This is a genomic window from Niallia circulans NBRC 13626, from assembly GCF_001591585.1.
Lineage (GTDB): Bacteria > Bacillota > Bacilli > Bacillales > Cytobacillaceae > Niallia > Niallia circulans.
The window spans coordinates 19,503-35,116 of the sequence record NZ_BCVE01000022.1; the positions used below are offsets into that span (position 1 = coordinate 19,503).

The following is a 15,614-nucleotide window of genomic DNA, read 5'->3' on the forward strand; positions in this document are numbered from 1 at the left end:
CTGATTTTCCACCACTTCTTTTTCCCTGTTTTTAACAATTTCCCCATTATTGATTTACTTTATAAAGACTTAATTTTAAACTTAATAAAAAGTCTGATTGAGGTGGTTTCCTTGAAGTTTAAATCTATAATCTGTTTCCTTAGACGAAATCATAAATTTAGTTATTACTCAAATAGCTGTATTAGGTGCGGGAAAAAAAAATCTCATTAGGGATTCTTCTGTCCTCACTCTCCCAACTGATAGAAGGAGAGTGAAAATCTAATCTATGATGATACTATCATGTAACCCCCACCCCTATTTCTACTTTCATCAGGATCCAAAACATTCTAAATAAAATGCTATTTGTTGAGTTTTAATCTCCATAATAGAATTGCTAATTATTTAGCATTCGTACAAACCCTAGAAATAGCGTTATATCAACGCTTCTAGGGTTTTTTATTTATTTTCTGCTTTGTAAAATACAATATTTTAAAATATTTATTTGGGGCTCATTGGGGCTTAATTGGGACTGATAAAAAAAGTCGTGGACAGACTTCCCTTAATTTTATTCACCACCCCATCTTTTTCTTATATAACTGTTCCTTAATCATTTGCTTTGCAAAGTCATCCTCCACATAATCAGCGGCCGAATTAAGATAAGCATAATCATCCCTTGATTCAGCTTGATTAATTAACTTTCCAATTTCAAATGCATTCACTGTTCAAAGATGACAATAGACACATATATTCAAAAAATAAATGTAACATTTTGTCTACTTTTGTCGAAATAATAGTATCTTATAATCGCAAACTATAAGATATCATTAGATAAACAAAAGTAGGGGGAATAACTTTGAAACAAATTATATGGCCAGTGTTATTAGGAATACTGATTTTATCTGGTTGTGGTAATAGTGTACATGAAAATATTAGCGAAGAAATGGCAACTGATACAGAGCAGATACTTGAAATATTCGACGAGAATATTAAAGAAGAAAGATCACTAAATGAGCGTGAAGAAAAAATATTTGAATCATACTCAACAAAATATGGAGCTCATTATAAAACAGATGGCGATCTAACAGAGGAAGAAACGAGACTTTATATATTAACGAATAATTTAATAGACATGTACGATCACTTAACAACACTTTCTAGCGATAAGGAAAATTATGAAAACCAAAAATCTGTAATCAAGAAAGTAATCAAAGAAGGAGAAATTTGAATATCTTCTTTATCGCCAAATAAAATAATAGCCCAACTCATTTGAGAAGGGCTTTTATTCATACTCTCTTCAATTGCAAAATATCCATAAATGGAACTTTAATTGTTTCGGTGAATCTTTCTATATGTATGAGTTTTGTGTTTCCGTCCATCTTTACTACTTTCCCCCGGACTGGATCTTCTCTCTTCCATACGGTTAATCTAAGTTCACTTTTATCCTCTAACGCTTCGATTAAAGTATTAGCAATCTCCTCTAGTTCAAATTCGTCACGGCTTGGTCTTGATGGCTTTTTAACCTTCTTAGGTTTTGTTAACGTCATAATTATGCACCTCTCCTTATTTTCCGAACTGGTCCAACTGATAGAATGTTGCTTATCTTAAAAGTGCGTTGCTGCTTACGAGTAAAGCAATAAGCACTAAAGGACTCTTCATTCATTTTAATAACCTGAATCCTACGTTGGCTGAATTCCCCTTTATTGTTTTGATAAATCATTTCTAAAACCTCTTTACTTTCTGCAGCTCTTTTAAGTAAACCTATCATCAGTTAGACCTCCCTTTTTGGATATATTATATACGAACATCCGTTCGAAAACAATATTGAAATCGAACAATTGTTCTTATATAATTATCCTATCGAAAAGGAGATGGGGATATGTTAAAAGACCGGGGTACTAAAAAGTGGGTTGCAATGATGCTGCCAGAACATGTAGCAGGAGTAAAAAAAGTTATTGAGAGCCAAAATAAGATTGAGCAGCCTGTGCTGAACGAAGACAAATTAAATGATATAGATATACTAATACATGAAGGTATGGAATATAATCAGCTGCTTAAATTTAGCCTTTTTAACAAGGGTTATATAGATACTTTGATTGGCCGCACTGTTTACATAGATTATTTAAACAACCAGCTACGTATTCAGGATGAAAAAGATTATATACATTACGTATCATTTAGAAAATTAGTTGATGTAGAAAAAGAATAAACGGAGCAAAATTTATGAGTAGACTTAATGATGAAGAAAGAGACATTTTTGAGAATGCTATATATTTACCGATGCTGTTAACCGTGCTTGATCGTGACTTTAAGGTAGCTGAGACTGCACCGTTTAAACTCAATCAAGTCTACCTAAACTTAATTGAACACACAATGAAAAAAGTTCAAAAGGACATGCGTGAAAATAAAACTAAGATGTATAAGAATAAGTGGAAACTAACAAAGGGAGAGAACGATGGGTATTTTACCGAGTATAATTTCTATTTTAACGGGTACCATGAGGTGCACAGATACTTTAATGACAACTTACGGAATAACACAGAAAAGCTACTTAATTATTATTTTTTACATCGTCATTTGGATTGATCAGCAGGAAAGTTATTTAAAAAGGTTTCGATTAGAAGTTTTAAATCTGAGGTGTCTTGCGTAGATTCATATTGTTCTTTCAGCTGCAGCAATATTTCAAAGTCGGTCATTTTATCCCTCCTTTCTATAGGAGGTTTCTTTATTGTGGAAGTAAATTCCTTTTAGTTCACAAAAAATACAAAATAAAAAAGCTCCTACTCAGAGTGAGTGGAACTTTAGTTTTTGGTTGATATCTTGAATTTCCCTCGCATATCTTGAACTATGATAATTATTGCTATTAATGAAACAACCATAGAGATTATTGCTGTAACAGCGTTAGAAAATATGTTGTACAATAAATTTGCTAATGCCACTATTACTATTAAGCTTACAATAAATACTTGTCTCTTTCTTTTTTCACTCATTACAAATCCCCCCTCTAATATTATATTCTATAAATATTGAAAAATCCCTTCCAAAAACAAAAATGCCCCACTCCAAAGAGCAGGGATTTTCGAGGTGTTCATTTAATGTGAACGATTATATTATACTCTCTATTAAAACATCTTATTCCAAGTGTATTTACCGACAATGCCGTCTGCTTCTAATCCATGGCGTTTTTGATATGCTTGTACAGCTTTTTTAGTAGCATTACCAAAGATTCCATCGGCTATTACCCCTACTGCACGTTGGATACGTTCAACGTCTTTTCCTTTACTTCCAACCTTGATTATATGCCCTGGATAAGGTACTATAGCTTCACTATTCGCTTTATTCAGTGTGGATGGCTTCTTATACTCGTCTAACTTATTAGCTGTGACAGGACCATATACTCCATCTACTGCTATTTTTACAGCTTTCTGAAAAGCTTTGACTGCATTAACTGTCTCATCTCCATAATGTCCGTCTGCTCCGTATTTCGTTAGTTTAAAACCTTTATCAATTAGTTTTTGTTGCAACTTTTTAACGGCAGTTCCTTTATCTCCTTTTTCTAATACAGATGGAGTAGTAACAATCTCTGAACCAACTTTGGTTTCTTCTGGTACCACCGTTATTTTTCCAGTGTACTCTAGATGTGGATTATCTTTAAAGCTAGTCCAGTCTCCACCCCATTCGAACCCTTTGGATTTTGCGATAGCTGCAACACGTTTCCAATCTTTATTAACTGTCCAGTATGCTGCTGTACCTTCTTTATTTGTTAAACAAAAGTCTACCGCAATACCTTTATTGTGGTTAGATTGTCCACCTTTTGCATTTGTAACAATCGGGCCCGGCTTAGTTCTGCCTTGGGCATATAACGCATCTTGTTCAGCGTTTGATCGGTAACCATCTGTAATTAGAACGTAAATTCCTTCATCATACGCTTCTTTAATGATCTCTAATACTTTTGTTACAACAATTGCTTTCATTCCAGAACCCATACGTTTAATAGCTTTATCTTGTAAAGTTTTCAAGCTCATTCATTCCACACTCCTTAATATTTTTCGTTTAATAAGATTTCAATTTCTTCTTTGTCTACTTTGCTAAAGAACCATTTAATTTTCTTAAACACCCTTATCACTCCCATTTAAAAAGAGCAGCCGTTAAGCTACTCTTTCCTTCCATTTACTTTTTCTTTTAGCACTGCAATGATATTGCCCAACGGTCCTAATGGAACGCCAATCTTTCCAGCATTTTCAGTAATGCTAATAAATTCAATTGCAATGTATGCCCATGCTGCTCCTTCTCCACCTGCTGCAGTTCCGTTCAAAGATATTTCAATAAGATATAATAGACCAATTAAAATAAGGACAATCAACTTTTTTATAAAGCCTCTTGTCCCCTTTGCGCTATTTAATTCTTTATTAACAAACGCACAAAATATTCCGGTCACATAATCAGCAAGCATTACTACTAACAGTACTGATACCGCTAGACCAAAGCTGCCAACCATTACTGACCAAATACCTCCAATAACCCCAATCACAAAACTTAACCAATGTTGTTTTTCCATATTTCTCTCCCTTTCAAAGCAAAATAAAAAAGCCTATTCGGCTTCTGTTCCTACAATAGCATCCATCACTTTTTCTTTTACCTTATCTTTTAAACCTTCTATGTCATTTGCGATTGGAGTGTATTCTTCAAATGTAAGTGGGATATACCCGTTTAAATTTATTGTTTGATGCTCATGTGTTGCAAAAAAGTTAACATTAACCCCACTGACTACCCCTTTTGAATACGCAATATTCACGCTCGTTACTTCAATTGTAATCATTATTCATTTTCCTCCTTTAGTTTTTCACTGGTCTCAAAAGCTTCGTATAAATAAGCATAATCATACGATTCTTTTCCTACCCACTCAACCTCTGACTCTTCTAACGATTGTTTAACAGATTTTAGGAATACTGGCGAATCACCCCCTTCGATTACTACTGTTTCTTTCAAAAACTTGTCCATATCTTCTTTTAAGGCATCCATATCTTCAACATCGTATTTTCCATCGATTACAATTGCTTCTCCCTTCTCATCTTTTTTACTGTGGTCTTTCTTTAGTTGTTCTTCTTCTTTGGACACGCGTTTTAGATTTTCGATTAGAATGTTTGCTAGTCGTGTGCGGTGTATTGATTTAAGACCCTTAATCTGTAATTTCTCTAGAACTGAAATACATCCCACAAGTTTTCCGTTTTCAATTGCTATTTTCATGTGTTTTTCCTCCAATTTAAAAAGCTGACCATATTAAATTGATCAGCTTTTCTTCTAATTTTTTATGCTGCATAAACAACCTTTTCTAACTCTGCTACTCTTCGCTTTAAGGCAAAGTTTTCTACTTCTAATGCTTTATACAATCCGAACAATTCCTGAATACCTAACCATGATAAACTGTTCATTTGATATTGCTCAACTCCGTCTCCGTCCACAACACAGGAGGGGGTGTTATATCCTGGTCCGATAACAAGTCCGGTTCGAACTCTGTCCTTACCTTGTGCAACTTCTGAGCGTAATCGATAATCATAGATAGTAGCACTATTAATAATAGCTAGGGCACTATCGGTGTGCGGTCTAATATCCTGTTTGTACTCGGCAAGGGAAGCAGTGGGAAATGACGATGCACGTACAGGCACATAGCTATCTGTTGTATTTTCTAGGGTTGCTCTTACTTCTCCTCCAGAAGCAGGCTTAATATAAATATTAATACCACTTGCTCCACTATTTCTTTGTAAAGTATTTGCAAACAATTGCCTTGCTCTTAAATCAACATAACTTTCTGTCGTATTTGCTGCTGTTAATCTCAATTCTCCGCCTGCGCTCGGTTTAACATAAATGTTCGTTCCGCTAAAATCGTTGTTGTACTGAATGGTATTAACAAATGCTTGCCTTGCCCGCATATCTCCATCCACAAACAACACATTATCGCTACTTGAAGCTCTTGTTAACGTGATTCCTTGAGTAGCTTCAATTCTTAAACTCTGCCCAGAAAAAATATGCATTCCAAGACCTTGCACACCCGAAGTTAACGTTTCGTCAGCAAAGAAATCTATGAATCTAGCGCCGTTTTTATCGGTTGTTCCCGAGTGAACCGCGCGCTGTGTTGTGATTCCTTTGTCAGTTAACATCGTTGCTCTACCACCCGCAGAATCTACCCTTTCAACGCCATTTGATTTTTTGCTAGTTATACCTACACGAACCACACCGTTGTAAGAATCAAAAGTAGAAACATATGTCGCTATACTAGAAGCGCCAAATATTCGAGTGATTGTACCCGTAGAAGAAATATTTCCCCCTGTAATCTCTGTTGTATCTCCGCTTGCTGTTGAAATAATCCTAACACCGCTTAATGTTCCTGTTTTGATATTGGAAGCATTAAGATTTACAACACTTACTTTGGCAGCATCCAATGTGCCTGTAGTTACTTTCCCCGCATCTAAGCTAGTGATATTACCACTAGCGACTCTAAACGAACCATTTACGGTTGTATTTCCATCTAAAATAAGGTTCTTCCCTTGTATTAGGATACCTTGCGGGTTTAAGTTAATTTGAGTCATTAAGTCATCTTTTGTAACTCTTAGATTGATAGCATCTGATAGTTGACTAAATTGTGATGCGGTTGCCATATCCTCTGGTGCAGGAGTAAAATCGGTTGCTTTATTACCTTTTTCTAGCTTTACATTAGCTATTTGGAACTTTGTAGATACCGTAGATGTAGTGATTCGAGGTGTTCCATAAACAGATACCATTCCGACAGGAACTGTAAATGTCTGCACTAGACGATACCATTTACCTTGTTGTAAATCAGTAGTTACTCCCCCGATAGGATTGCTTTCCCCTCCGCTACTATTTCTAAATTTAAGTAGCATACCAACAATTCCATTTCCTGCTGTGGTTCTTTTTATCCAAACAGAATAAGTATAAATTTCACCTTCATTTACACTTACTGGATTGTGCGCAACAGCTGGTTGTCTGCTGGATGATGAACTATCTATTGTAGCTTCTAATACCTTTCCGAATGTCGAATCATTCACTACGTCTATCTTTACTACATTCTGAAAAGTTCTCCATCCGTGACTAGATTGAAAATTACCATTTTGAACTAAATTTCTTCCACCAATTTCAAGATTATCTAAATTGGTTTGAACACTAGAAATTTTACTTGTTAAACTGTTACTAGTTTGAGTTAACTGACTTTGTGTAGCAAATTTATTATTAGCGTCCGTTGTGCTAATCTTTGTATCTACAACAGTAGCTAATTGGGTAACGGTTGATTTATCAGCTTTATTTGAAACCGTAGTTTGAACGCCGCTTAGTGTTTGTGAAATGGAAGAAATATTTCCTTCAGCATTTGAAATTCTAGTAGCAAAACTACTAGCAGTTTGTTGTAAAGAGCTTATATTTCCTTCTGAAGTACCAACCCTTGTTGTGATTCCGTTCACTGTTTGTTCGATTGTACTGAATTGAGCGATTGTTACCATGTCTTCTGGTGCTGGTGTCCAGTCGGTAGCTTTATTTCCTTTCTCTACTTTTGCTTCTTTATATCGGACAGTATCACTAGGTGTAGAAGAAGAGCTATGTCTAATACCATATTCTATTATTTTAATATCTTTATTAGGAACAGTAATCGTTACTGTAGAATATCCCTCTTCTCCTGCTTTTATTATATTTCCTCTATATTGACTATAAGTATTATCTTCATAGCGGACATGAATCATTATCGATGCTTCTTGGCTTGTAGGTTTTAAATAAATCCTACCTGTTAAAAGCATCCCCTTTTCCCAATCCATAACTTTATCTTTAAATATATAATCCCAACTAGAAAAAGTTACGGACTTAAAATCTTTTGACGTATTAGTAACTAAGTTTCTACCACCAATTTCAAGGTTATCGAGATTGGTTTGAACTTGTGAAACAGAAGAAATAATTCCATCTGCTTTAATATCAAGACTAGCTATATTGCTATTAATAGTGTTAATATTTGATTCTGTAGAAGAAACACGATTAGTTATACCATTTATCGATAAATCAATTTGAGACATCTTACTTGTATAAGTAGATGTATCAACTTTTCCTTTCAAAGAAGAATCAACTTGTGCCTTTGTATAAACGTCCTCGGCTTTAGCCATGAGCGATATTTGTCCAGCCATAGACTTGATATTGCTCTCTGTGTCGGATACTCGCCCCGTGAGTGTGTCTACACTTGTTTTAGTTGCTCTTAACTCTATTTTTTCATCTAGTGCTGTAATAACCGTTTGTTGTTCCGATACAACTCCATCTAAATTAGATAGCGTTCTAATTGTTGTAGTTAAAGAATTATTAATCGTATCCACATTTTGTTCAATGGTGGTTATTTTGCCGCCTGCTTCTGCTAAATCATCACTTATTGATCCCACTTCTGTCTCTAAAGAAGTAGCTTTATTTAAAGCATTTTGAGCATTTTGTTTTGCCGTATTAGCCACATTTACCGCATCAACTGCAATACTATTGACAGCACTTGCCGTATCTAATGCATCCTGTGCTTTATCAAATGAAGTTTGGGCATCTTCAATAGCTTTTTGTGCATTTTCGGTTGCTTCGTTAGCTCTGTTAAAAGCATCTTCCGCTCGTTGACTTGCTTCTGCAGCTTCTTGTTTTGCCGCATTAACATCCATGTCCACAATTAGTTGCCATTGAATCCCATCGAATCGATAGGTTTGAGTGAAATCATCATCAACTAACTTGAACCATAAATCACCCTCTAAGAAAGACCCGACAGGTTCATTAGGGCCAAAATAAGTATTGTTTTTTCCATTAGCAGAAACAATTGCTTGATTTGCTACATTGAGAGCTTGTTTTACCGCATTTTCCATATTGGTTGATTTATTCACTTTATCTGTTAAACCAGCCTGTACACTTCCGATGCCTACTGCGCTATTTTTCTGTGCAATAACATCATATTCAATGCGATTTACTTTCGCGGTTACATCAATCCCCATCTTAGTATGACGGACTGTGACAGTATCGCCCATCCCAACTAATTCTAATACCGCTAAATTTTTATACTCTTCTGTATCCCATAATGGCTCAAATTCAACGTCCATGGAAACCGTCGGTAAATCCTTCCCGCCAGTGTTGAAATAGTTTTTCGAAGCATTATATAAGCTTGTGGAATCCGTTATATTTTCATCCCCGGAAAAGTCAACGGGTTCAATTTTGATATGTTCATAAGCGTTGATATTTGGACTGTCAATATACTTGTTTGGGATAGTAATAAGCACATCGTCCTTTATCGCAAAAGGAAATATCCTTGTTACTACGTTAGACATATCAAATTTCGCTTCTAAGCCTGTTAAATTCTTTTTATATGCTATAAGTACCCCATCATCTTTTCCGCGTCTAGCGTGCATTACAAGGCGGAAATTATCACGTTCGATTTCTCCGCCCCAATTATCTAAAATAGATCCATCCATCCCAGCAACCATTTGCAGTGGATTAGTACGATATAATTTAGTACTGGATCTAGTCGTTGTATTAGGACTAGAAAAGGTGATCTTCGAAGGATAAGCAAGTTTGGATTGAAGTGTTTGCATTGCTACATCAGTCGTGACATTATTTAACTCTAATTCTTCTACAAAGTTGCCAGCTGCATCATATGTAATATGCTGACAATGTATCAAAATATTATCGTTTTGAAAGCTCTTATCAAAGGAATAAATACGGAATAATTGTTCTTCTTGTTTATCATTAACTTTTGCTTTAACAATCATCTCATAATCTATTTCATCGATAAGAAAGCCTTCTGGATCATATTCAATTTCTAATTCAAATAACCCATTTAGTTCTTCTATTGCTTTTACGCTTATTGCATCTTTTAAGACACCTAACCCATTGTGGATGAAAGATGTCTCATTAGCTTTATAAAGTATCGGAAACATTAGATCCACCTCCATCTTGGGTTAATTTCAAGCTTAGTTATGTCTCCATCAAATTTAATTACATTACTTCCACTCACTAAAACAGGAAAATCACCAATCATTTTATTGTTTAGATTGGTGATTAATCCATTTTCATTTCTATAAGCATTCATCATAGTGGAATCTATTTCAATTGTTCCATTTACATCTTTGATTGTAATTACCTGTTCCCCAATATATACCTTTCCTGTTCCCGTTACATGAGCCTTTATATATGGTTCAGATTCATATCCTTGGTTGTTTAAAGTAGTTGGGCCCGTAATTGTTTGGATAGGGTTAGTCTCATATTGGAAAGGATCCAATGTAAATATGACAGTAAATTCCCCGAACCTTTCAACCAGATTTTCTGCAGTTTCGATTTGAACACTTTTCACTTTATAATGAACTTCATCGTCATCATCAAACGAAAGTTTTTTAGCATTAAATAGATACATTTTCGCTTTTCGAAAAGCCTTTTTAAATGATTCTTCACGAATCGTAAAATGAACTGGTAAAGGAATATCCTTAAATCCATATTTCCTTGTAAGTGATCCATTCCTACCCTTGATTTCTTTATACTCTATGTCCTGTTCAGGAGTTGGAATTTCAATTCTGTTTTTGGGATGGATATTATATTCCTCTGTATAAACACTATTTATTTTCACTTTAGAAGCATTTAATTTCATTCTCATCCACCCCACGCTGCTCTTCTTCTATCAGAAATTCCATTCAAAAACTTATCTGTATCTTTTGCTGTTACCTTCGCTATTTCTTTTCCACCAATTTGTATACTTTGCCCAGATTCAATAGCTAAAGCGATTCTCATTAACAAGCTCAAACTTTGTTGCAAATGAGTATTTTGCTCCGATATGGCTTGTATTAAGCTATTGTCATTACTGTTATTAACATTCACACTCGATAATTGATTAGGACGTTTACTCTCTTTAATTTGTTTGCCCGCTAACGCTAATAGTTTCATTGAATCGGTTTTAACCGGATTGTTAGAAACAGATTTAAAGATATCTCCTATCCCATTAGCATATCCGGGGAAACCATAACTTTTGAGAATGCTTTCTGTTTGCTTATTAGGAAGAACAGCTGTCCCTCGCGGAAGATTAGGATGAAATTCTGCGCCTTTTGTTCCGAGTAACGTCATTCCTCTTCCAGGTATAAAACCTAATTCAGGACCTTCCTCACCTACAATTGCAGGACCGCCCGGATGACCTGTTGAAGGAGTACCAGTTGCATATCCAGGTTCAGCGTGATATCCACCAACAGTACGAATATTAACGGTTTTTGCAGTTGGATCAGATAAACTTCTGTAATTACCATCCAATGCTGTAAAGATTGTTACCTTTTTTCCTACATTACTTGAAAGTTCTCGATTAAGATTTTGAATAGTAGGTGAAGTTGATACTTTTACATTTTTATAAACTGTTTTACCTGCTACTTTATTCATTTCAGCAAGTTTCTTTTTTGCAGCATCGATCTTGTTTTGTTGCTCATTAAGCGCTGAGTTTTGACGTTGATATTCATTAAGACCGATTTTTTGTTGGGCAAACTGTTCTTTTAATTTCGCTCTTGCTGTATCAATTTCTTTTTGTTCTTTCCTTAGAGCTTCATTAGCTTTTCCTTTTTCAGAAACAATACCTTGTTGGTATAAAACTTGTTGTGCATAGTCAGAAAGTAATCCATCAAATGCTTTAAGTTCTTTTTCGGTTTCTTTTAGAGAGTTCTTTTTCTTTTCTATCTGTGTATCTATACGGTCAATATTATCGTCCAATTGATTATTATGAGTAGTTAACTTGCTACTTTCAGTTTCCAATAGTTTAATCTTGTCGTCGATCTCTTGGCGTTGTTCTATATTACCATTAAGCTTTTGGTTTTCTAAATCAACTAACTCTAAATCAATTTCACGTTGTCGATCGTTATTTGCTAAAATCTTTTTGCTGAGACCCTCTCTCCATTGTTCCTTGCTTTTAATCTCATCTTGTAATCTGATTTGTTTTTCGAGATTATCACTTTGCTTACTCATCTCATTGGTTATAGCCATGTAAGTATCATCAACGAGTCTTTTTCTTTCAACATCATTTAATTTTTTTAACTCTTCTACAGTTCCGGCATAAGCATTTCCTTGTTCGGAAATAGCCTTGGTTGTGGATGGAGATTTTTCAACGATCTTATCATTTAGCCCTAAGAATTCTTCCATTTCTTTGTTGGTGAGTCCTGATTTTTCAAGCAATCTGCTTTGCTCATCAGATAATGCTTTGATAGCATCTTCACCTTTGGTGTTTTTTAACTCATCCACAATATCCATGTAGCGTAATGTTTCATCTGTTGATAATTGATTCTTTTTTTGTAACCTTTCATATTGTGAAATAAGTTTATCTGTAGAATCAATTTCCTTTTGTCGAGATTCAATAGATTCGGCGATCCTTTGGGTGCTTTCCTTACTAGCTTCTGAAACCGCGTATATACCTAATGCTAATGCCCCAGCTCCTGCAATAGCAAGACCTACGGGATTTGTCGCTAATGGTCCTAGCATGCCGATTTTTCCGAGTAATCCTGCACCTCCATCTTTTCCAAGAAGACTTACCAATCCTCCTCCTGCCTTCATAAGCCCGCCTATACCAGTAGAAAGACCACCAATTGCAACCATTGCTGGTCCAGATGCAGCGGCAATTCCAGCGATAGCAAGAATAGTTTTTTGTCCTTCTGGTGAAAGTTCAGCAAAAGCACTAGTAACCTTGTCTACTGTATTAGCAACTTTCGGTAGAACATCTTCTGCGATATCCAGCATTGTTTCGCCAACTGGTTCCATATCAGCAACAAAATCTCGCCAAACTTTTGTAGCGCGAGCACCAAGATTATCTTGAAGAGCATCACTTGCCTTTTTTGTAGCTCCTTCCACATTCTTTAAGCCTTTGCTTGCACTTAACATTGCATCAAAAGCTTTTCCGCCTAAATCTTCGTATTGGGTACCAAATAGCCCTACAGCAGCAGCGTTCCGTTCTCCTTCATCTTTGGTATTCTTAATAGCTTTAACAACCTTAGCGAATGCTTTCTTGGCATCCTCTCCGCCTTTATTAAACTGCTTAGTCATTTCCTTCGCATTTAATCCAAGTGCTTTATATGCCTCTGTACTGCTCTTAGAACCATCTTTCGCACGGAGAGTGAATTCCTTCATTGCATCCCCAATTTTATCTAACTGAAACGCTCCACTTTCAGCTCCAGCTTTGAACTTTGCAAACATATCTTCTGCAGACATTCCAAATTCAGCGTAATAAGTTGAGTACTCGGAAATACTATCAAGGAATTCCCCGCTATAATCTAAATTATCTTGGAAGCCCCTTGTAATATAGTCCATTGCATCAGATGCAGACATTCCAAATTGTTTCATTAAAATATTTGTAGCTCTTAATGCTTCTTGTTGGTCGGCCCATCCTCGCTTTTCGAAGAGATCCAATCCTTTAGTTACATAAGATAAATCTACTTTACTTAAATCACCTAAAGCCTTTGTAACGCCAGCTACTTTAGTTGAAACACCTTCAATCGAATCTCCGAATCCGTCCTTCCACAGTTCTTTTGCAACATTATTAAGCTTTTCTGCTTGCTTTTCAGTAATCCCTAAGTCAGCTTGGATATTTCCAGAAGCTTTATCGAATTCAAGTGCAGATTTCCCCGCTGCTATTCCAAATCCTGCTATAGGAGCAGTTAAGCTAGCAGTAAGACTTGTACCTGCGCTTTTAGCTTTATCTCCGAACTTGGTTAATGATTCACCAGTATTAGAAATTCTAGTACCTAATCTTGTGAATCCTGATTCCGCTTGTCGTTGTTCTTCTCTGAAGTCAGCTAGTTCTCTTTGAGTATTTTGTAACCGTCTTTGCAAAGTATTCAGTGCAGCTACTTCATTGTTATAAGATCTTGCTGCTCTTTCCGCTTCTCGTGATCCTTCTCCATGCTCTCGAACCATTTTTTCGTATTCTTGTCTAGCAGCAGTGGTTACAGATTCTTGAACCTGTAATTTTCGATTTAACCCTGAAATGATGGTTTCATACTTGGCTACAGAACGTTCACCGCGATCAAAAGCAGAAAGATTAGCTTTCATTTCGCTATTAACTGTCCGTAAATGATCTTTTAACCCTTTTAACCCTCTATTGAGCGCTGTGGAATCTAAATCTAACCCTATCGATAAGCCTTCGATTCTTTCAGCCATATTCCCCCTCCTTTCTTTACAAAATTAAAAAACCCCTAACCACCGAAAGCAGCGATAAGGGATTTTTGCTTTTTAGGTTTATTCTGTTCAACCATTAAATCAATCACGAATTGGTATGGCATATTTAAAATTTCATTAACGTCCTTACCTTGTTTCATTAACTCCCGGACGAGTTCATCCAAATATTCCTTTTGTTTGGCTGGCGAGAAATCCTCGTCCCTTAATCTTTCTTCGCCAGGTACTTTTTTGTTTCATCAGTTTGACGACCTCTTGTAATAAATATCACTTGTTCGGTTAATGTTTTTATGGCATCAGGAGCATGCAACCCATTTATTAATTGTTCTTTTGTGAATTGATTTTTGTATATATCGTTCACAACAAAATCAGCTAGCTTCTCCACATATTCCTTTTCGTTTTCCTCTGTCATTTTCATAGATTCTACATTCAAATCAATTGCTTGATAAACAACAGATAAGGGAATAAATGGTGGTGTTAAAAACTTCTCTGTTACAATTTCGCCTTCTTTTACTTCTTTAACTAGTTCGATCATATTACGTTTTAAATTAGCCATTTTCATTACCTCCATAAAAAAAGAACAGGAATTAATCCCGCTCTTTAATTAGTACTCTATTCATTTTATTTTTTGTGGATGACAATTCTTTAATTCTTTTAGGAGTTGGCTTTTTAGCTCCTTCTGCCGGATAAGGGTCATTCTTAATATAAATTCTGTCGTTATCCTTTAAGTCTTTAAAATCAAAAACAACATCATATTTCTTTTCTTTTGTTTCTTCCTCATTTTTTACATCTACGATTTCTTGATTTTCAGTTGTTTTTTTAGCCATTCGATTACGCTCCTTCCGGTACTGTAGTTTCTGTTGGATATGGTAACCCAAAAATTTTCATGAATAATTTGTCTCTATCGGTAGTTTCTCCTGGTGGATCATAAGCAAAGATAACAGATTTATCTTTTGTGAATCCATCCACTTTACGGTCCATAAATTGTGCAGCTATTTCTTCTGAGCTGAATTCAACACCTTCACCTTTTGTATTACCCGTAATATTTGGACGAGTAAATAACCCTTTCGGTAGTCCTACATATTCACGAGAACCATCTTCGTATGTTTTTGCAAAGATAACCGCTACATATGGAGGATTATCCTCGCTACCCATTGAAGTAAGACCATCTACTACTTCAAGTCCTAATAATCGTTGTTTGTCCTCTAACGGTATTTTATGGAATCCTGATGTTACCGAAACATCTCCGCTAGATACAGCCATTTCGGCTGTTTTGTTATCTCCACGAGCACGAACAATTTCTTGTGGCATTTCTACGTTAATTGTTTGTAGGAACTTCACTCGTTCAATGTATGCTGCAACAATGCCTTCTCCTACTTCTCCATAGTAAAATTCATCTACACCAGTAGATGCTCTGTATACTTTCTCTTTCGGCACACTAA

General features: G+C 35.7%; 19 protein-coding genes. 3 read left to right on the forward strand and 16 right to left on the reverse strand.

The window, feature by feature from the left end:
- Positions 1 to 548 precede the first annotated feature (548 nt).
- Positions 549 to 698: a hypothetical protein gene (locus BCI01S_RS25405; protein ID WP_156485469.1), complete on the reverse strand. Its 150-nt coding sequence runs from the start codon at positions 696 to 698 to the stop codon at positions 549 to 551.
- Between the two features lie 134 nt (positions 699 to 832).
- Here BCI01S_RS25405 and BCI01S_RS19985 point away from each other — a divergent pair, with 134 nt between their 5' ends.
- Entirely contained in the window at positions 833 to 1,204 is a 372-nt protein-coding gene (locus BCI01S_RS19985) for a hypothetical protein (protein ID WP_061800845.1), read from the forward strand.
- Between the two features lie 58 nt (positions 1,205 to 1,262).
- On the opposite strand, the gene BCI01S_RS19990 is transcribed toward BCI01S_RS19985, so the two are convergent.
- Positions 1,263 to 1,523 (reverse strand): YolD-like family protein, encoded by a 261-nt coding sequence (locus tag BCI01S_RS19990; RefSeq protein ID WP_061800846.1) that lies wholly within the window; start codon positions 1,521 to 1,523, stop codon positions 1,263 to 1,265.
- 2 nt (positions 1,524 to 1,525) lie between these two features.
- On the reverse strand, positions 1,526 to 1,744 hold the full coding sequence (locus BCI01S_RS19995; RefSeq protein ID WP_061800847.1) for a WYL domain-containing protein: 219 nt from the start codon (positions 1,742 to 1,744) through the stop codon (positions 1,526 to 1,528).
- 111 nt (positions 1,745 to 1,855) lie between these two features.
- Here BCI01S_RS19995 and BCI01S_RS20000 point away from each other — a divergent pair, with 111 nt between their 5' ends.
- Both BCI01S_RS20000 and BCI01S_RS20005 read left to right on the forward strand, forming a co-directional pair.
- On the forward strand, positions 1,856 to 2,185 hold the full coding sequence (locus BCI01S_RS20000) for a YolD-like family protein (protein WP_061800848.1): 330 nt from the start codon (positions 1,856 to 1,858) through the stop codon (positions 2,183 to 2,185).
- Between the two features lie 14 nt (positions 2,186 to 2,199).
- A complete protein-coding gene (locus BCI01S_RS20005) occupies positions 2,200 to 2,562 on the forward strand; it encodes a YhjD family protein (protein ID WP_061800849.1) in 363 nt (120 codons plus the stop codon).
- On the opposite strand, the gene BCI01S_RS26255 is transcribed toward BCI01S_RS20005, so the two are convergent.
- From BCI01S_RS26255 to BCI01S_RS20060, 13 genes are all read right to left on the reverse strand, one after another.
- A complete protein-coding gene (locus tag BCI01S_RS26255; protein WP_268874875.1) occupies positions 2,550 to 2,672 on the reverse strand; it encodes a hypothetical protein in 123 nt (40 codons plus the stop codon). The genes BCI01S_RS20005 and BCI01S_RS26255 overlap by 13 nt on opposite strands.
- A 105-nt stretch (positions 2,673 to 2,777) precedes the next feature.
- On the reverse strand, positions 2,778 to 2,966 hold the full coding sequence (locus BCI01S_RS20010) for a hypothetical protein (protein WP_061800850.1): 189 nt from the start codon (positions 2,964 to 2,966) through the stop codon (positions 2,778 to 2,780).
- 132 nt (positions 2,967 to 3,098) lie between these two features.
- Positions 3,099 to 4,001, reverse strand: coding sequence for a peptidoglycan-binding protein (locus tag BCI01S_RS20015; protein ID WP_061800851.1), 903 nt, complete (start codon positions 3,999 to 4,001; stop codon positions 3,099 to 3,101).
- Between the two features lie 128 nt (positions 4,002 to 4,129).
- Positions 4,130 to 4,534 carry a phage holin family protein gene (locus tag BCI01S_RS20020; protein ID WP_061800852.1) on the reverse strand — a complete coding sequence of 135 codons (405 nt, stop codon included), beginning with the start codon at positions 4,532 to 4,534 and terminating at the stop codon, positions 4,130 to 4,132.
- A 33-nt stretch (positions 4,535 to 4,567) separates the two neighbouring features.
- The gene (locus BCI01S_RS20025) at positions 4,568 to 4,795 is read right to left on the reverse strand and encodes a hypothetical protein (protein ID WP_061800853.1); all 228 of its coding nucleotides are present in this window, start codon (positions 4,793 to 4,795) and stop codon (positions 4,568 to 4,570) included.
- The gene (locus BCI01S_RS20030; protein WP_061800854.1) at positions 4,795 to 5,223 is read right to left on the reverse strand and encodes a DUF1617 family protein; all 429 of its coding nucleotides are present in this window, start codon (positions 5,221 to 5,223) and stop codon (positions 4,795 to 4,797) included. The genes BCI01S_RS20025 and BCI01S_RS20030 overlap by 1 nt, the downstream gene beginning before the upstream one ends.
- 62 nt (positions 5,224 to 5,285) lie before the next feature.
- The gene (locus BCI01S_RS20035; protein ID WP_061800855.1) at positions 5,286 to 9,923 is read right to left on the reverse strand and encodes a phage tail spike protein; all 4,638 of its coding nucleotides are present in this window, start codon (positions 9,921 to 9,923) and stop codon (positions 5,286 to 5,288) included.
- Positions 9,923 to 10,627: a phage tail domain-containing protein gene (locus tag BCI01S_RS20040; RefSeq protein ID WP_047941199.1), complete on the reverse strand. Its 705-nt coding sequence runs from the start codon at positions 10,625 to 10,627 to the stop codon at positions 9,923 to 9,925. The genes BCI01S_RS20035 and BCI01S_RS20040 overlap by 1 nt, the downstream gene beginning before the upstream one ends.
- A 2-nt stretch (positions 10,628 to 10,629) precedes the next feature.
- On the reverse strand, positions 10,630 to 14,157 hold the full coding sequence (locus tag BCI01S_RS20045) for a phage tail tape measure protein (protein ID WP_061800856.1): 3,528 nt from the start codon (positions 14,155 to 14,157) through the stop codon (positions 10,630 to 10,632).
- A gap of 35 nt (positions 14,158 to 14,192) precedes the next feature.
- The gene (gene gpGT / locus BCI01S_RS26260; RefSeq protein ID WP_268874876.1) at positions 14,193 to 14,315 is read right to left on the reverse strand and encodes a phage tail assembly chaperone GT; all 123 of its coding nucleotides are present in this window, start codon (positions 14,313 to 14,315) and stop codon (positions 14,193 to 14,195) included.
- A gap of 62 nt (positions 14,316 to 14,377) precedes the next feature.
- Entirely contained in the window at positions 14,378 to 14,728 is a 351-nt protein-coding gene (gene gpG, locus BCI01S_RS20050; protein WP_047941201.1) for a phage tail assembly chaperone G, read from the reverse strand.
- A gap of 31 nt (positions 14,729 to 14,759) precedes the next feature.
- A complete protein-coding gene (locus BCI01S_RS20055; protein WP_061800857.1) occupies positions 14,760 to 14,999 on the reverse strand; it encodes a hypothetical protein in 240 nt (79 codons plus the stop codon).
- A gap of 4 nt (positions 15,000 to 15,003) precedes the next feature.
- Positions 15,004 to 15,609 (reverse strand): major tail protein, encoded by a 606-nt coding sequence (locus tag BCI01S_RS20060; protein WP_047941202.1) that lies wholly within the window; start codon positions 15,607 to 15,609, stop codon positions 15,004 to 15,006.
- Between the last annotated feature and the right edge of the window lie 5 nt (positions 15,610 to 15,614).